The 18,051-nt window shown below is 45.6% G+C and carries 16 protein-coding genes and 2 riboswitches; of the genes, 6 read left to right on the top strand and 10 right to left on the bottom strand.

Annotated elements, in window-relative coordinates:
- Positions 1-108, bottom strand: a 108-nt coding sequence (locus tag BM213_RS10955) for an RRXRR domain-containing protein (protein ID WP_208601868.1), incomplete at its 3' end; no start/stop codon positions are given.
- Between the two features lie 328 nt (positions 109-436).
- On the opposite strand from BM213_RS10955, the gene BM213_RS10950 reads away from it, so the two are divergent.
- The 6 genes from BM213_RS10950 to BM213_RS10925 all read left to right on the top strand — a co-directional run bounded on the left by BM213_RS10950 (position 437) and on the right by BM213_RS10925 (position 5,837).
- Positions 437-1,609 carry a pyridoxal phosphate-dependent aminotransferase gene (locus BM213_RS10950; protein WP_091704043.1) on the top strand — a complete coding sequence of 391 codons (1,173 nt, stop codon included), beginning with the start codon at positions 437-439 and terminating at the stop codon, positions 1,607-1,609.
- An 88-nt stretch (positions 1,610-1,697) separates the two neighbouring features.
- A riboswitch (SAM riboswitch) is annotated at positions 1,698-1,804 on the top strand.
- A 60-nt stretch (positions 1,805-1,864) separates the two neighbouring features.
- Positions 1,865-3,085, top strand: a complete 1,221-nt coding sequence (gene mtnW / locus BM213_RS10945; RefSeq protein WP_091704040.1) for a 2,3-diketo-5-methylthiopentyl-1-phosphate enolase — start codon at positions 1,865-1,867, stop codon at positions 3,083-3,085.
- Positions 3,082-3,741 carry a 2-hydroxy-3-keto-5-methylthiopentenyl-1-phosphate phosphatase gene (locus BM213_RS10940; RefSeq protein ID WP_091704037.1) on the top strand — a complete coding sequence of 220 codons (660 nt, stop codon included), beginning with the start codon at positions 3,082-3,084 and terminating at the stop codon, positions 3,739-3,741. The genes mtnW and BM213_RS10940 overlap by 4 nt, the downstream gene beginning before the upstream one ends.
- Entirely contained in the window at positions 3,738-4,343 is a 606-nt protein-coding gene (locus BM213_RS10935) for a methylthioribulose 1-phosphate dehydratase (protein ID WP_091704035.1), read from the top strand. The genes BM213_RS10940 and BM213_RS10935 overlap by 4 nt, the downstream gene beginning before the upstream one ends.
- 14 nt (positions 4,344-4,357) lie before the next feature.
- Positions 4,358-4,894 (top strand): 1,2-dihydroxy-3-keto-5-methylthiopentene dioxygenase, encoded by a 537-nt coding sequence (locus BM213_RS10930; RefSeq protein WP_091704032.1) that lies wholly within the window; start codon positions 4,358-4,360, stop codon positions 4,892-4,894.
- A gap of 91 nt (positions 4,895-4,985) precedes the next feature.
- Complete coding sequence (locus BM213_RS10925) at positions 4,986-5,837, top strand: Rpn family recombination-promoting nuclease/putative transposase (protein ID WP_091704030.1); 852 nt, start codon at positions 4,986-4,988, stop codon at positions 5,835-5,837.
- A gap of 54 nt (positions 5,838-5,891) precedes the next feature.
- Here BM213_RS10925 and BM213_RS10920 read toward each other — a convergent pair whose 3' ends face one another.
- From BM213_RS10920 to BM213_RS10880, 9 genes are all read right to left on the bottom strand, one after another.
- Positions 5,892-6,743, bottom strand: a complete 852-nt coding sequence (locus tag BM213_RS10920; protein ID WP_091704027.1) for a DMT family transporter — start codon at positions 6,741-6,743, stop codon at positions 5,892-5,894.
- Positions 6,744-6,755: 12 nt separating this feature from the next.
- Positions 6,756-7,490: a ZIP family metal transporter gene (locus BM213_RS10915; RefSeq protein ID WP_091704024.1), complete on the bottom strand. Its 735-nt coding sequence runs from the start codon at positions 7,488-7,490 to the stop codon at positions 6,756-6,758.
- A complete protein-coding gene (locus BM213_RS10910) occupies positions 7,490-8,911 on the bottom strand; it encodes an ATP-binding protein (protein WP_091704021.1) in 1,422 nt (473 codons plus the stop codon). The genes BM213_RS10915 and BM213_RS10910 overlap by 1 nt, the downstream gene beginning before the upstream one ends.
- Before the next feature lie 102 nt (positions 8,912-9,013).
- A complete protein-coding gene (locus BM213_RS10905; RefSeq protein ID WP_091704018.1) occupies positions 9,014-10,435 on the bottom strand; it encodes an amino acid permease in 1,422 nt (473 codons plus the stop codon).
- A 129-nt stretch (positions 10,436-10,564) separates the two neighbouring features.
- Positions 10,565-10,743, bottom strand: a riboswitch (Lysine riboswitch).
- Positions 10,744-10,855: 112 nt separating this feature from the next.
- On the bottom strand, positions 10,856-12,943 hold the full coding sequence (locus BM213_RS10900; RefSeq protein ID WP_091704016.1) for an ATP-dependent Clp protease ATP-binding subunit: 2,088 nt from the start codon (positions 12,941-12,943) through the stop codon (positions 10,856-10,858).
- Positions 12,944-13,119: 176 nt separating this feature from the next.
- The gene (locus tag BM213_RS10895) at positions 13,120-14,526 is read right to left on the bottom strand and encodes a sensor histidine kinase (protein ID WP_091704013.1); all 1,407 of its coding nucleotides are present in this window, start codon (positions 14,524-14,526) and stop codon (positions 13,120-13,122) included.
- Positions 14,513-15,187 (bottom strand): response regulator transcription factor, encoded by a 675-nt coding sequence (locus BM213_RS10890; protein ID WP_091704046.1) that lies wholly within the window; start codon positions 15,185-15,187, stop codon positions 14,513-14,515. Before BM213_RS10890 ends, BM213_RS10895 begins: the two co-directional genes overlap by 14 nt.
- 3 nt (positions 15,188-15,190) lie before the next feature.
- Positions 15,191-16,162 (bottom strand): YncE family protein, encoded by a 972-nt coding sequence (locus BM213_RS10885; protein ID WP_091704011.1) that lies wholly within the window; start codon positions 16,160-16,162, stop codon positions 15,191-15,193.
- Between the two features lie 308 nt (positions 16,163-16,470).
- Positions 16,471-17,910, bottom strand: a complete 1,440-nt coding sequence (locus BM213_RS10880; RefSeq protein ID WP_064214575.1) for a DDE-type integrase/transposase/recombinase — start codon at positions 17,908-17,910, stop codon at positions 16,471-16,473.
- Positions 17,911-18,051 lie beyond the last annotated feature (141 nt).

The following is an 18,051-nucleotide window of genomic DNA, read 5'->3' as shown; positions in this document are numbered from 1 at the left end:
TGGAAATCGCCTGTAAATCGCCGCCTTCCCTTGTTTCAACAGCTTTCTTGCAACTGCTTCGTGACAAGGAGCAAGCGGACGTTTGTTTGTGTCTAACACAAAAACCATAGGGTTCTCCCCTTTCCTCTGCATAAAGCAGGTCATATTCTCCTCGACCATGTTATAGATGCTTGTTATGTGCAAGACACTAGCGCTACCCACCACGCTTGTTTAACCTTGCACGACAGAGGAACGGGCTGGAGAAGCACCCGAACGTGTCATGACATCTATAACGTAGGCTCTGTTTCAAGCCTTGGTCTGGTCAACATGGGGCTTACAAGCCCATGACTTTAGTCGTTGGGTTGTTGACCTCGAAAAAATTTTCTTTACATTTTGATTTTTACAATATATGATGTTTGACTAGAATTTCAACCTTTTTGTGAAGTAGGTGGGAAAAATGACGACATTTCCGCAATCGAACTTGTTACAGCAACTACCGAAGCAATTTTTCGCTTCGCTCGTCCAAAAAGTACATGCGGTCATTGCTGAAGGAAGAGATGTTATTAATTTAGGACAAGGAAACCCGGATCAGCCGACGCCTCCGCATATTGTTGCCGCGCTTCAGCAAGCGGCTGCCAACCCGACATATCATAAATATTCGCCATTTCGCGGCTATTCGTTTTTAAAAGAGGCGGTGGCGACATTTTATAAGCGCGAATATGGGGTAACGATTGATCCGGAAAAAGAAGTCGCCATTTTATTTGGCGGAAAAGCTGGGCTAGTCGAAATGCCGCTTTGTTTATTAAACCCAGGCGATGTTGTGCTCGTTCCTGATCCTGGATACCCAGATTATTGGTCGGGCGTTGTGCTCGCGCGAGCGCGCATGGAAATGATGCCGCTGCGAGCGGAAAACAATTTTTTGCCTAATTATGAGGAGTTGGACGAACGTGTCGTAAAACAAGCAAAACTTATGTTTTTAAACTATCCGAACAACCCGACAGGCGCGACGGCAACACAATCGTTTTTTGCTGAAACAGTTTCGTTCGCACAAAAATACGGGGTTGGTGTCGTGCACGATTTTGCGTACGGGGCGATCGGTTTTGATGGGAAAAAGCCGATCAGCTTTTTGCAAACAGAAGGGGCGAAAGAAGTCGGCATTGAAATTTATACGTTTTCAAAAACGTACAATATGGCAGGATGGCGCATCGGCTTTGCTGTTGGTAACGAAAGCATGATTGAAGCGATCAATGTGCTGCAAGACCATTTGTATGTGAGCATGTTCGGTGCTATTCAAGAAGCGGCGGCGGTAGCTCTTTTACAGTCGCAACAATGCGTCTATGAGCTTGTGGCGACGTATGAATCGCGGCGCAATACGTTTATTCATGCGATTCGTGAAATCGGGTGGGACGTGCAAGCCCCTTCAGGTTCGTTTTTCGCTTGGCTTCCGGTGCCAAAAGGATATACGTCTGAGACGTTTGCTGACCTTTTGCTTAATCAAGCGCATGTGGCGGTCGCACCGGGCATCGGTTTTGGGGAACATGGGGAAGGCTACGTGCGCGTAGGGCTATTGACGAGTGAAGAACGGCTAAAAGAAGCAGCGGAACGAATCGGACGGTTGCAACTTTTTTAAAAAATGATTGACAAATGGAGAAAGTGCTGGCATAATTCGAATTACATTTACGAAAAACGAACTGTTCAAAAAATATATACATTGCGAATTCTTATCAAGAGTAGGCGGAGGGACGAGCCCGATGAAGCCCGGCAACCGACTTAACAGCTGTTAAGCACGGTGCTAATTCTCGCAGCAATCGCTGAGAGATAAGAAGAGACGACTGATCGAACCTCTTCTTATGAAGAGGTTTTTTATTTGTAAAGGAGTGGGAGTATGATTACCGCAACGTATTTGATTCATGATGACAAAGATTTGGCGAAAAAAGCGGAAGGAATCGCGCTTGGGCTCACTGTCGGTTCGTGGACCGATTTGCCGCAGCTTGAACAAGAGCAGTTAAAAAAGCATAAAGGCATCGTCGACTGTATCGAACAGCTGGACGAAGACGAGCGCGTCAATACGTATTTCGGGAAGCGGCTTAAACGGGCGCTCGTGCGCATTTCGTATCCGAGCGTCAATTTTAGCGCCGATTTTCCAGCGATTTTGACGACGACGTTCGGGAAGTTGTCGCTTGATGGAACGATTAAACTCGTTGATCTTACGTTTTCTGATGAATTAAAACGGGCATTTCCCGGCCCACGCTTTGGCATGGACGGCATTCGCGAAAAGCTTGGCGTCTTTGACCGTCCGCTTGTGATGAGCATTTTTAAAGCGGTCATTGGGCGTGATTTACAATACGTCACCGAACAATTAAAACTGCAAGCGCTTGGCGGCGTCGATCTCGTCAAAGACGATGAAATTTTGTTTGATAACGACCTTACCCCTTTTGAAAAACGGATCGTCGCAGGAAAACAAGCGTTACAAGACGTGTACGAACAAACAGGGCATCGGACGTTATATGCGGTAAATTTGACAGGCAAAACGTTTGAACTAAAAGACAAAGCAAGGCGCGCGGCAGAACTTGGCGCGGACGTATTATTGTTTAACGTGTTTACATATGGGCTTGATGTGTTGCAAGCGCTTCGTGAAGATGATGACATTCGTTTGCCGATTATGGCGCATCCGTCGTTTAGCGGAGCGATCGCTTCGTCGCACGTGTATGGCGTCAGTTATGCGCTTTTACTTGGGAAATTGTTGCGCATGGCAGGGGCGGATTTTTCGCTCTTTCCATCGCCGTACGGAAGCGTTGCGCTTGAAAAGCAACAGGCGCTCGCCATTTCTGAGGAGTTGACGAAAGAAGATTTGTTTTTACGCGCATTCCCTGTTCCATCTGCCGGCATTCATCCAGGGCTTGTGCCGCTTCTTATGCGCGACTTTGGCATCGATTGTGTCATTAACGCAGGCGGTGGAGTGCACGGACATCCGCAAGGCGCTGTCGGTGGCGGGCAAGCGTTTCGCGCCGCGGTGGAAGCGGTGCTTTCTGGGCGTTCGCTTCATGAGGCTGCGACGGAAAACGAAGCGTTAAAACAAGCGCTTGATTTATGGGGGAGCGCATGATGAAGCCGATCATTTTTTGCGATTTTGATGGGACGATTACGTTAAACGATAACATTATTGCTTTAATGAAACAGTTTGCTCCGCCGGAGTGGGAAGCGATCAAAGACGATATATTGGCGCAGGCATGTACGGTGCAGGAAGGAGTCGGGCGCATGTTTTCGCTTTTGCCGACAACGTTGAAAGAACATATCGTGCAGTTTTTACTGCGCACCGCGCGCATTCGCGACGGATTTTCTGAGTTTGTCGCGTTTACGAACGAGCGACAAATTCCGCTTTATATCGTCAGCGGCGGCATCGACTTTTTCGTCTATCCGCTGCTTGACGGGCTCGTTGAAAAAGAGCGCATTTATTGTAACAGCGCCGATTTTAGCGGCGATACGATTCGCATTACGTGGCCGCATGCGTGCGATGAATATTGCCAAAACGGTTGCGGCTGCTGCAAGCCGTCGCTTCTTCGTAAACTTGCGCCAAAAGGGGCGAAAACGATCGTCATCGGCGATTCCATTACCGATTTAGCGGCAGCAAAACGAGCCGATCACGTCATCGCGCGCGACTTTTTACTTGAAAAATGCCGTGAGCTAAACTTACCGCATACGCCGTTTACGACGTTTTATGACGTCATTCATGTATTAAAAGAGAGCGAGGTGATTGTATGAAAGAGAAATGGGAAGAGCTAGCGGAAGTCAAACGAGAGCTAGCGACGCGCGACTGGTTTATGGCAACAAGCGGCAATTTGTCGCTGAAAGTGAGCGATGAGCCGCTCACGTTTCTCGTGACCGCAAGCGGAAAAGATAAGCGAAAAGAGACGAAAGAAGATTTTTTACTCGTCGATGCTGACGGACGACCGGCGGAAGCGACGCATGTAAAGCCGTCGGCGGAGACGCTTCTTCACGTTGAAATTTACAACAAAACGAACGCCGGTTGCGTTTTGCACGTGCATACGGTCGACAACAATATCGTTTCAGAACTGTACGGTGACGAAGGGGAAGTCGTCTTTTCGAATCAAGAAATAATTAAAGCGTTCGGATTATGGGAGGAAGATGCGCAATTTCGCATTCCGATTATTCCGAATTTCGCCCATATTCCGACGTTAGCAAAAGCGTTCGCTGACCATGTCCATGGAGATGCCGGTGCGGTGCTTATTCGCAACCACGGCATTACCGTTTGGGGAAAAGATGTGTTTGAGGCGAAAAAGTTTTTAGAAGCGTGCGAGTTTTTATGTCAATATCATGTGAAATTATTGCTTATTAAACGATAAGGGGGAAAATATGTATGGCAGTCATTAAAGTGCGAAACACAGGGGAAGTCATTGAAGGAAAAGAAAACGTTGCGGCGTTTTTAAACAACCAAGGGGTGTTGTATGAACGGTGGGATGCAAGCAAACTTCCTGCTCATTTACAAAACAAGTTTGTATTAACAGATGAAGAAAAGGCGCATATTTTAGCGACGTTTCAGACGGAAATTGAAGATTTAGCGAAGCGGAGAGGCTATAAAACGTGGGACGTCGTGGCGCTTTGTGAACAAACGCCAAATTTAGAAGAGTTGTTGAAAAAATTTGAACAAGTGCATACACATACGGAAGATGAAGTGCGGGCGATCGTCGCTGGTCATGGCATTTTCGTCATTAAGGGCGATGAACAAACAGGTTATTTTGACGTTGAACTAGAGGCAGGCGACGTTATTTCCGTACCAGAAGGAAATCCGCATTTCTTCACGTTAATGGACGATCGCCAAGTCGTTGCCGTTCGTTTATTTATCGATCCATCCGGATGGGTGGCACATCCATACGTAGAAAAAGAAGGGGAATAGCACCCCTTCTATTTTAGTGTGTAATGGCAGCAGGAATTTGATTCATTTTACCGAATAAAACGATTGAAACAATCGAATGGGAGGTGAATGTATGTCCATTGACCACGATCGTTTGTTTAAAGAGCTCATTCAAACATTTTTTGAGGAGTTTATTCTTCTTTTTTTTCCGACGATGCATGAGCATATCGATTTTCGCCATTTGTCGTTTTTATCAGAAGAGCTGTTTACCGATGTAACGGCAGGGGAAAAGTATCGCGTAGATCTGCTTGTCGAAACGAAGCTGAAAGGCGAAGACGGGCTTGTCATCGTGCATATCGAAAATCAAAGTTACGTCCAGCTATCGTTTCCGGAACGCATGTTTATTTACTTTAGTCGTTTGTATGAAAAATATCGTAAACCGATCGTACCTATCGCACTATTTAGCTATGACACAGTCCGCAATGAGCCATCTACATTTACGTTACCGTTTCCTTTTGGTCAAATCCTTCACTTTCAATTTTTCACGATCGAACTGCGCAAAAAGCATTGGCGAAACTACATTCAGCAAGACAACCCGATCGCTGCTGCTTTGTTAAGCAAGATGGGGTATACTGAAAATGAAAGAGTTGAGATGAAAAAACAATTTTTACGCATGCTAGTGCGCATGGAACTAGACGAAGCAAAACAACGGCTGCTATTCGGTTTTTTTGAAACATATGTGAAACTATCAGACGAAGAAGAACAACAACTACGAAGCGAGGTGAATGAAATGGAAGCGAAAGAAAAAGAACAGGTGATGGAGTTGATGATCTCGTACGAACGAAAAGCGCTTGAAAAAGGGAGAAAGCAAGGAATGAAGCACATTGTACAAGCGATAGCGAGAAAGGGGATAGATGTGAAAGAGATTGCGTATATGACTGAACTTTCGGAAGAAGAAGTAAAGCAGTTGATAGAAGAAGTGTGATTGTACAGTATGGTTGTTTGAATGTAAAAAATGGAGTGGGGCAAGCGCCTCACTCTATTTTTTTGTAAACAGCACAACGCCTGAGATCGTAATGAACGAACCGATCCATTGTGCCACCGTTAACGTTTCATGAAGCAATATGTATGCAAACAATGCGGTAAAAAGCGGATTAAAATTTAAAAACATCCCTGCTGTTGTGGCACCGACTTGTTTCACGCCGACGTTCCAAAGAAACATCGCAAGCACTGTCGCCCCGATGCTCGTATAGATGAGCGCAAGCAAAAACGAGACGTTTACGTGATGAACGGAAAAGGAAGATACAAATGGCAACAATCCAACGACGCCAAAGACGCCTGACCAAAACGTCGCCGCAAGCGGAGAATACCATTTCATGGCCGCTTTTGCGCATGCGGAGTAGATGCCCCAAACGATGACGGCAGCGATCATCCATACATCGCCGATATTGACGTGTAGCACGCGATGAAGCTGTCCGTGCGTCATAAATAAAAGGACGCCGATAAGGGAGACGGTCATGGCTAACCATTGTCTCATCGTCAGTTTCTCACGGTATACGACGTAAGCAACAAGCGCAATCGCCATCGGATTTAACGTTGAGATGAGCCCGACGTGATCGGCCGATGTGTAGCGAAGCGCCTGAAACATAAGAACGTTAAATAATACGACGCCTGTCATGCCCATCGCAATAAGCGGGATAATGCCGCGTTTTTGCAGGCGAACGGACCGTTCTTTTTTTAATACGATCGGAAATAAAAAAAGAACTGCGATCGTCCAGCGCATAAACGTTAATGAAAGGGGGGAGGCGTGCGGCACGAGCAGTTTGCTTGCGACAAAGTTGCCTCCCCATAGTGCGCTTGTTAATAAAAGAAGCATATAGTATTTCGACATGAACCTCATCCTTTAAAACGTTTCGATTAAAAAGACCATCAGCAACAATCCGATAATAAAGGCATACGTGGACGATTGTTCGTTTCCGTCGCCATGGCTTTCAGGAATGAGCTCTTTATAAATGATAAACAACATCGCGCCAGCTGCAAACGCTAATCCGTACGGAACGAGCGCATCGACGACAGACGTTAAATAAAAACCGATGACGGAAGCGACAAGTTCGATCATTCCCGTCCCGGTCGCCATCAAAAACGCTTTTCCTTTTGAAATGCGTTGATTAAATAAAAAAAGCGCAACGAGCAATCCTTCTGGAGCGTTTTGAAAGCCGATCGCTAAGGCGATTAAGTTGCCGATTTCGCTCCCTTCTCCAGCGGCGTAGCTCACGCCAACTGACAGTCCTTCTGGGATGTTATGGAGCGTAATGGCGGCGAGCACAAGGAGCGATTTTTTATCAATAGCTATGCTGCTTTCAGTATGCGCTAAATCAATATGCGGTACCATTTTTTCAAGAAGCGTTAACGTCAATACGCCTATGCATAGTCCAACCACAAGCGAGAGAAACGTTCCTGAAGATAGCGCTTCAGGAATGAGGCCAAGCATGGACGCTGCCATCATGACTCCAGCGGTAAACGCAAGCAACATATCGCGCCATTGGTGCGTAAGGGAGCGCGATAAAAATAAAATGGGAATCGCGCCAGCACCCGTTGCTAGCGCGGATAACGTGCTTCCGATCAGCATATCAATCATCATCCTACCTCCTGTCGCAAAGGAAGACGAACGGTAATCGTCGTTCCTTTATTTTCTATACTATGAATGTCGATCGCTCCTTCATGCATGTCAACGATTCGTTTACATACGACGAGCCCGAGTCCTGTTCCCGTTTGCTTCGATGTGACAAACGGTTGAAACAATTTATCTTTGACATGTTTCGGTATGCCGCTGCCGGTGTCGGAAACGTGCAACAGTGCCCAGCCGTCTTGTTTTGCAAGCGAAATGGTAAGCTGTCCGCCGCTTGACATCGCTTCGATCGCGTTTTTCGCTAAGTTTAACACGACTTGTTTTAAATGGTCTTTATAACAGCGAATAGGTAAAGGTACGCGAGCGCATTGCAACGAATACACGACGTTATGCAAATGCGCTTGCGATTCAATAATTGGATGAATGCTTAAAACGATATCGTTCAAATCGCACGTTTCAAACTTTTGCACCGTTGGTTTGCCGAGAATTAAAAACTCATTGACGATGTCGTTAATGCGTGTAATTTCGTTTTGAATGACCGAAAAATAAAGTTGTGATTCGGTATCTTTATGTTTTTCACTCAACAATTGGATAAATCCTTTAATGCCGGCGAGCGGGTTGCGAATTTCGTGGGCGGTACTTGCTGCAAGCGTGCCGACTAATTCAAGTTTTTGCGCTTCTGTTTCCATTCGTTCCATCATCGTTCGCCGCTTCAATAACCAATATTGAATAAATAACCAAATCATATGAACCGCAACAATGAACGTAAACACGTACGGAAGCGCCGCCTGCACCCGTTGTTTGTTAGCGACGGGCGGCACGTTCGCCTCGATCAGCCACGGTGCTTGATTTAAATGAACGACGACGGTTTCTTCCGATGCGCGAAGATTGTTTGCGCTGAACAGTTCGTTTCCTTTTTCATCATACAAGCGAAACGAAGCTTGTGGATAGATGATTTCCATGCGCTGCTTCATATAATCTGTCCGCAACGTTGCGACTAAAAAACCGATCGCTCGCTTCGTTTGTTCATCAATGATCGGTGTCACGATCGTTGCCGTCTTATCGTCGGTAAACATCGGCTGCTTTATTGCTTCTGCTAGTTGCATCGCCGGACTCGTACTTTCGGAAAAAAACGAAATGCGCTCAAAGCGAACGTCTTGTTTTTCCATTTGCTTCATTACATCGTGTATGTTTTCTTTTATGTCTGTATGTTTGCTTATCACGAGCGCTAATGTTTCAAGCCGAGCCGTCGTTTCCGCAAGAAAGCGATCTAAATCGTTTCTATGTATGTTCGCAAACATGCGCGTCTCTTCTAACTGTTGCCGTTGTAGCTGTTCGTCTTGCCAACGTACAATCCACACGCTCCCGATCAAACATGGGACAATTACGAGCAATATGTACAGCCACCGCCTTGTTCTCTCTCTCCCCATATATGCTCCCTCAACAAAACAAAATTCAAGGAATATTATAACATAAAGATGAAAAAAAGACTGAGAAAATGAAAAAACCCCGCCAAATGGACGGGGGTTTTGTTATGCAGATTGTTTTTGTTTCGTTTTATGTTCGCTTTGTTGTTTAAGAAGTAGCGGATAAAACAACAAGCTGCTTGCAAGCAAGGCGACGCCGAGCAAAAATGTTTTCATATCGGCCGTTCCTGCTTTGACGAGCCAAATGGAATACATCGTCGCAAGTAGAGCGATCACACCGTCTGTCATTCGCTCTTTCATCGTCACATACGTTTCGCCTGTCCAGACGAGCTTAAACTGGAACGTCGAGGCAATGACATACGGAACGAGATATGATAACGTCGCAATGTAAATGACAAAATCAAACGCGGCCGCCATCGAGTTTGAAATTGTTGAAAAAATAAATAGTTGCGAAATCATGTTTGAAACAAGTAAAGAAAAGCGCGGCATGCTTTTTTCGTTTTCTTGTAAAAAGGCGCGCAGAAACAACCCTTGTTTCGCTGCTTGATACGGTACTTCTGCACTTAAAAAAATCCAGCCGAGCGTCGAACCGATTAAGCTAATTAAACCGAGTCCAGCTAACAGCTGCGATCCGATCGGGCCTAACACTGTGCCGATCGCATCAACGAGCGGCTTTTCCGATTGAATGAGCACATCTTGCTTTAACATGCCCATGACGAGCACGCTAATGCCGATGTAAATGGCTAAGGCGATCAATAAACCGGCGATTGTTGCGCGCTTTACGTCGCTTTGTTTACGCGCCCGTGAGGCGAATACGATCGCTGATTCAATGCCGATAAATGCCCAAAGCGTACTTAACGCAACGTTGTTGATTTGCGAAAGAAGACCGAGCGTATGGCCAGCTTCATCGTAGCGCGGGGCAATAAACGGATCAACATAACTTTTTTCAAATGCAAACAATCCGATGATAATAAAAAGGAAAAAGCCGAGCACTTTCGTTGCCGTTGCTAAAAAGTTTAATTTCCCAGCACTTTCTACCCCTTGCAAAATAATTGTATGCATCACCCATAAAAGCGACGTACAAACGAGAAACGTCAGCAAATGTCCAAGTTTTAACGTAAATGAACCGATGGAAAACACGACATGTCCGCTCGTTAAAATAGGGAAAAACGTCGATAAATAACTAGCAAACGTCGTAATGATCGCAACGTTTCCAGCGACGTTGCCGATCCAATAGCCCCAAGAAGCCATAAAACCGGATAAAATGGATGCTTTTGAACCTTTCGGAAACAGTTCCTTCGCGTAAATTTGCGGTCCGCCGTTTAATTCCGGTTTACGAATAGCTAAATTGCCAAAAATGATGGCGATCGTGAGCACGCCAGCCCCTGTGATTAGCCATCCGAGCAGCACGCCGGCGGGGCTTGCCGCCTCAGCAAGCGAGCGCGGAAGCATAAAAATGCCCGATCCGACCATATTGCCGACAACGAGCGCTGTCAATAACCAAAACCCGAGTTGTTGTTGTTTCATGTTTGTCATCCTTTCATTCATGATTATGGCGACGCAGGCGGGCGGAGGGCTGTTGTCATACGAAAAACAAAAAAGTGCACCCTAAGTTTTCAACGGGTGCACAATATATGACACATCCGCATCAAACTTAAGATCGATAGCTCTCCACCGCATGCGCGATGACAGTCCTGCGCCTATTCGACAACAGGCCCAGCTTATAGCGCCAGAGCACGCTATAAACTTCGGCGACAAATCCTTTCATTCCACTTCATCGGCGTCTCTGCGCCTCGATGAAACTACTATTATTTGCCGCGACCTCTATCTCATCTTAGTTGACGAGAAAGATTTCGTATGCAATTGACGTTACTATCGTACAAAAATATATTTGTTTCGTCAATGAAAAAAATTTTTAATGGATTAAAAGCCTAATCCATGCGCGGATTAGGCTTGTTTCGTTGCAACGACGATGCGGTCGCCTTCGACATCGATATGAATCGTGCGCACATCTTGCGTATCAAGCAACACGTCGGCAATTTGGTCTTCGATATGTTCTTGAATGACGCGGCGGAGCGGACGAGCGCCAAACGTTGGATGGTAGCCGAGCTCAGCTAATTTTTCTTTCGCTTTGTCGCTAATAGTCATCGTGACGTGTTGTTCCGCGAGTGTACGTTGCAATTCATGAAGCATCAGGTCAACAATTTGCAGCATATGTGCTTTTTCAAGCGGTTTAAATTCAATGATCGCATCGAGACGGTTTAAAAATTCCGGCTTAAAGTATAGGCTGAGGCGTTGAAGCAAGTCGCCTTGGCCGTTTGTACCGGCGTTTGATGTCATGATGATGACCGTATCTTTAAAGCTGACGGTGCGACCTTGGCTATCTGTTAAACGACCATCTTCTAAAATTTGTAGGAACATATGTTGAACGTCTGGATGCGCTTTTTCCATTTCATCAAGCAAAATGATGCTATAAGGGTTGCGGCGCACTTTTTCCGTCAATTGCCCAGCTTCCTCATGACCGACATAGCCAGGAGGTGCACCGATCAGTTTGGCGACCGCATGTTTTTCCATATATTCGCTCATATCTAAACGAATCATCGCATCTTTTGAGCCGAATAATTGTTCTGCAAGCGTCTTCGACAATTCTGTTTTACCAACGCCAGTCGGACCGACGAATAAGAATGAACCGATCGGACGGTTTTTCGCTTTTAAGCCTGCGCGGCTTCTGCGGATCGCTTTAGCGATTTTTTTCACCGCTTCTTCTTGACCGATCACTTTTTTCGCTAAGTTTTCTTCTAAATGTTTCATTTTCGTTTGTTCATCTGCCTGTAATTTGCCGACTGGAATGCCTGTTTTTTCTTCAATGATTTGTTGAATGTGCATGACATCAACAGTAGGTTGTTCCGCTTGTCCGTTTTGTTGCAGTTGTTTTTCAAGCTGCAATTCTTCCGTGCGCAGTTTCGCCGCAAGTTCGTAGTTTTCTTGTTGCGCAGCTTGTTCTTTTTCTTTTCTTATTTGTTCAAGACGTTGTTCGATCGCTTCTTTATTTGTCGGCATCGTTTGTAAGCTTACTTTAGACCCAGCTTCATCTAACAAGTCGATCGCTTTGTCAGGAAGGAAACGATCTTGAATGTAGCGATGTGACAATGTGACGCAGGCGTGAATCGCTTCATCTGTATATTTCACTTGATGGAATTGTTCGTATTTTGGCTGAATGCCTTTTAAAATGTGAATAGCTTGTTCGATCGTCGGCTCGTGAACGATGACCGGTTGGAAGCGACGTTCAAGCGCGGCATCTTTTTCAATATGGCGGTATTCTTTTAACGTTGTTGCCCCAATGATTTGAAGTTCACCGCGAGCAAGCGTCGGTTTTAATATGTTGCTTGCGTCCATCGAACCTTCTGCCGATCCAGCTCCGACGAGTAAGTGAATTTCGTCGATGAATAAGATAACGTTTTTCCGTTGTTGCAATTCAGCAATGAGCTGTTTCATCCGCTCTTCAAATTGACCGCGAATGCCTGTGTTGGCAACTAATGAAGCGACGTCAAGCACGTACACTTCTTTGTTTAATAGTTTTGCAGGAACAGCTCCTTCGACGATTTTCAACGCCAATCCTTCCACGATCGCCGTTTTACCGACACCTGGTTCACCGATGAGTACCGGATTGTTTTTATTGCGACGATTTAAAATTTCGATGACGCGTTCTATTTCTTTATCGCGTCCGATGACAGGATCAATGAGTCCGGCTTTCGCTAATTGCGTTAAGTTGCGACCGAATTGATCAAGCAATCCGTTTCGTTTCGGTTGTTGTTCTTGTTGTTGGACATGGGAAACGGCTTCGTTAGTCAGCGGTGCGAAAAAGTTGGAGAACAATTGATCGAAACGATCGAAGTGGAATCCTGCTGGCACTTTCAATGGTTGTTTTTGTTTTGCATAGCACGTTTCGCAAAGTTGTACTTGTTGTTTTTCGTCGTTTACTTGCACATGCAAAAAGATCGTTGCTTGATTTTGTTTACATACTTGGCACATCATAGGCACCAACCCTCCTTTTTTGACTTTGACTATATTTGATCTTTCTGTCTTTATTATAATTTGACCTTTTTTGACTTTCAAGTCCTTTTTTAAAAAATTTTTTAGAAATGATAAAAAAACTGCCGCTACGGGCAGTTATATGAGCTTCGTCAACTTATCTGTAGTTTTGACCATAACTATATCGCATCGTATAGCGGCAATTGCACGTATACTGTCGTTCCTTTTCCGCGTTCGCTTTCAAAATGAATGAAGCCGCCGTGCAGTTTGACGATTTGTTTGACGATCGCAATGCCGAGACCTGTGCCGCCGTGTTCGCGCGAGCGGGAGCGGTCGGTGCGGAAAAATCGTTCGCCGAGCCGTTCGAGATCTTGTTTTGACATGCCTTGTCCACAATCGGCGATGGTGAGTTCACACATCGTGTCTCGTTTCGTTGTGCGCACCGTTATGTTGCCGCCGGAAGGAGTGTAGCGCAGAGCGTTATCAAGCAAATTTTGCAACACTTGTTCGATGCGGTCTGGATCGCCATCGACGACTAAATCGTGATCGAGGTCGAGCAAAAGGTGAACGTGTTTTTCTTGCATCATTCGTTCATATTTTTCCGCTGTCTCTTCTATAAGTTGCGCGATCGAAAATGGCGTGCGCACGAGCGGATACGTGCCTTCAAGTTGCGCCAAATCAAGCAAATCCCGCACAAGTCGCTGCATGCGGCTTGCTTCGCGGTGAATGAGTTTCATATATTTTTTTTGTTGTGCTTCGTCTTTGACGACGCCGTCTAACAGCGCTTCGCTATATCCTTTCACATAGCTGAGCGGCGTGCGCAATTCATGGGAAACGTTCGCTAAAAATTCTTTTTTTCGTTCATCTTCTTTCGCAAGCGCATGTGCCATTTGATTGAATGCTTTCGCTAATTGTCCGACTTCATCTTCTGTCTCCACTTCGACTTGGACAGAAAAGTCGCCTTGCGACACGCGGTAAGCAGCTTGCTGCATATGTTGTAACGGTTTTGTCAAATGCATCGCAATTTTTCGGCCAACAAATATCGTAATGAATAAAAAAAGAATGCCGCCTAGCGCAACGAACGTTTGCATGCGCGCTATCACTTCTTCAATTGAAGCGAGCGGAACGTATAAATATAAAATGCCCATGAGGCGATGTTCGTCCAACAAAGGGATGATGATGCCGACGATGTGGCGGTCAAACGTCTGTTCATATCCTTTTTTCGTCACCGTTTCCCCAGCAAGAAGCCGTTGTCGCTCTTGTTCGCTAATGACTGAATGGTGATCGACTTCAAACGGCAAGCAGGCGCTTAATTCACGTGGATTGTTCACGAGTACAATTTCCGTATCGGATATGTCATTGATGATAGAAACAGTGTTGCGAAACGAGTCGGTGAGTGCACCGCCTTTATATTTTGCGGCAATGTTCATTCCTTCTTGTAATAAACGTTGTTCGACATTGGTGATATAAATGTTTTCATATATATAAACAGCAACAGCATATAAAAGCAGCACCGCAAGCATTAAAAAGGCGGTAATCGTCAGCCATACTTTTTGTTGTAGTGAAAGTGCGTTAAATTTTCTCATCAAATTTATATCCCACTCCCCATACCGTCTGGATGAGTTGTCCTGCTTCGCCTAATTTAATGCGCAACGTTTTAATGTGCGTGTCAACTGTTCGCGTACTACCAATGTAATGAATGCCCCAGACGCGATCGAGCAGCTGTTCGCGCGTAAACACTTGGCCGCGATGTTTCAAAAACAACGTGAGCAACTCAAATTCTTTTAACGTTAATACAACCGATTTTCCGTTGACAGTTACTTTTCGCGCTTTTTCATCGACCGCAATCGGACCAGCTTCATATTTTGGTGGTGTTTCTGCGCTGCTTTTCGTACGTCTGAGCACCGCATATACGCGCGCGACAACTTCGTTTGGACTAAACGGCTTGACGATGTAATCATCGGCGCCAATTTTTAATCCGTATACGCGATCCCATTCATCGCTTCGTGCCGTTAAAAAGATGATTGGCACTTGCGATCGTTCGCGCACGTGCATACAAAAGCGATAGCCATCGAGCTTCGGCATCATAATATCTAATATAATTAAGTCGATGTGGGCGTTCGCTAGCATCGCTAACCCCGCTTCGCCATCGTCTGCTTCGACGCACGTAAATCCTTCTTGTTCTAAGTAAAGGCGAAGCAACTCGCGCATTTCTTTTTCATCGTCGACAATTAAAATCGTTGCCATCATTTATTCCTCCTTTGCATCGCGGAAAAAGACGTAAAATGGTCCATTTCCGACGGGAACGGTTTTCGTCTGTTTAAGCGTCTTGTCATCAACGAACACGAGTTCATTGCTGTCGTAGCTCGCAATGGCGATTTCGTCCTTTACTTTTGTCATCGCAAACGGATTTGCGCCGATGTCTCGTGCGTTGATCATACGTTTTGTTTTCGGATTAAACGTGTACAACATGTTTGATCCGTGGCAAAGAACGTAGATGGATTGGTCGCTTTGAAGAAATTGAATAGGCATCGTTTTTGCCGGCACGCGCGCGATCATTCGTCCGTCGACTAGTGAATGGACGAACACTTCTTGTTGAACGTTCGCTCCGCCGCCGTGTCCGCCGACCCATAGCTCATCTGTTTCGGTCACGACTAAACCGATGACGGCAGAATCGAGCGTATCGACCGTTCGTTTTACTCGTTTTGTCGCCTGATCAATGAATGAGATCGCTCCGTCTTTAAAATGAATGACAATCCATTGCCGATGTTTGTCGTCCTCAACAATCGCAAAAGGGGATGGAGCTGTATGGATCGTATCGGTCACTTTCCCATCGAACGTCATGATGGAGACGGTTCCTTTTTTTTCGTTGACAACGAGCAACTCCCGTTCGGTGGCGAGCACGTCTGTGACGCCTTTATGTACGCTCCATCGTTTCGTTTCTTTTCCTGTTGACAACGTATAAGCGATCATTTCATCCATGTCTTGTCCGAATAAAATGATCGTATCTTCGTCAGGAAGAAGAACGGCTTTTGTGATCGGTTGTTTTAACGGCCATGTTGCAAGCAGCTTTTTCGTGTTATAATCAAGGAATGACAAGCTTTGTTCTTTTATGTTGACGACGCCGACTACCGCTTGCTCTCGGTTGATCGGGGTGTACGTTTGCGGGGTACAGCTTGTCAATAAAACGATGATGAGTAAAATAGAGAGACGAATGCGCATCGTACGAATCCTCCATCGTGTATGTTTATCATTATTGTAGCAAACTTTTGTGAACATTTTGTGAAACAAACGTATTGTAACGGTAGCGTCAAAAAATCTATGAAAAGTCATCATGGTCTACCTGTTGAAGGAAAATAAAGAGGATAGTGGAATTGGATTCGCCCTTGACCAACACTCGCCAAAGGAGAAAAACGGTCAGTAAGGGCAAGGGCAGAAAAGAAGGGCATAGGAAAGCAGCCCTTGCCCTATCCTGATTTTACCTTTGGCGAGGTTCGGATGGTCAAGGGTACGCTCCGCCGAATCCGTCCTTAGGATGCAGCTTGTTGGGTCAACATCTCTTGAGCCATGACAATGAGCCTTGCCCAACGTGCCGGCATATGCGGAAGGCTCTCTAATGCTGGGATGACGACCGGTACCCGTTTTTCTAACGCGCTATGCGGACGCAAGAAGTTGAAATACGCCACAAAGAGTGTGACAAAGGAAACCGAGCCTTCTTCTGCGCCAAACCCATGAGTCGGTCGGTAGTTGCCTTTAAACGTTCGGTTGAATCGTTCAATGATCTGTTTAAGTGGTCGATATTCCTCGGACACAGGATCCTCGTTTGTCAGCCCGATGACTTGACGGACATCGAAAGAAATCCCTTGTTGGGCGAAAAAGTGCTGCGCCAACAAGTAGATCGGGTTGCCATCGACGACAAAAGACAAATCTTCAGGAATGGACGGCAGTTTCTTGAGAACATCATCGATCGCACGGATGGCAGAGAGTGTATCCCGATGTGGAGAGACCCGGTAAGACAGCACGACCTTTTTCACGGCATCAAACATAAAAAACAAGTAATGCCAGCACCCTTTGACGCGGATATACGTCTCGTCGCCGCAAAAAGAACCAGACAGTTCGTAAGGAAAGTGATCGATGAAAGGTTTGACGATCAGCGCAACACTGTTGGCATAGTTGATGACGGTCTGATGAGAAATCGACAACCCATGAATGTCTTTCATGATCCTCGCTGTTTTCCGCGCGGAGAGCCCATAGTTGACGTGATACGTCAAGATGAGTCCGAGTGTATGCGAAGACACGGAAAGACGCGACAAATCCACCTTCGACTGTATCGGTGACGACGGTGCCAACGGCTGAAAATCAAAGAGAAACTCACGGAAAATGTATCGAACTTTAAAGGCATACGGCGCATGTTGAAACTGTTCTTTTTCCTGAGGTGTCATCTGTCGCAAGTTTGCTTGGTAAAACGAGCAATCATCATTCTTACATTTGTGGATGTAATAATCGTTGCGCTCTTTGATTTTCTCGAGTGCCTTTAAACAATGTGGGCACCGAAAAATCACTTGTTTGGCAAAACGGCTACGATGGTTGAAACGGCAACGACACACTTTGCATTGATACTGCCCTTTACCTCCGTTGTTGGCGTACACATAATTAGATGGCGCTTGGCACTGTGGACACGTCAATGCATCAGGCACCGTGGTTTTCGTGTTCGCGTGCCTCTTGATCGGCTTCAACGGTTTTCCGTGTTGTTGTTCGTATTCGACAAGAAGATGACGATAGTCTAAACGCGGAAGCGTTTCGATGACAGGCAGTTCATCGACTTGGAGTTTCTGATACGATTGATTCACCGGTTCTTCGTCATCCCAGTCTGTGAGGGACTTTCCAAAAAGTACACCTAGTAAATAAATAATGATTTGATATTGGGTCTTGATTATTTGAAGACATTTGATTAATAATTGAGGTAACAAGCTTGTCACTCCTTTGTTTGGATTGGGTGTGTGGTTACCTCAATCGTACCAAAAACAGCAGGGGTGGCAAGCTTTTTTTGTCGAAAACCGCATAAAATCAATAAAAACTTAGGGTATGTCTTTAAAACTTTTGACAATACC

This window comes from Anoxybacillus pushchinoensis (genome assembly GCF_900111795.1).
Classification (GTDB): domain Bacteria; phylum Bacillota; class Bacilli; order Bacillales; family Anoxybacillaceae; genus Anoxybacillus; species Anoxybacillus pushchinoensis.
The sequence above is the reverse complement of the archived record's forward strand: the minus strand, read 5'-3'. Positions and strand labels throughout refer to the sequence as shown.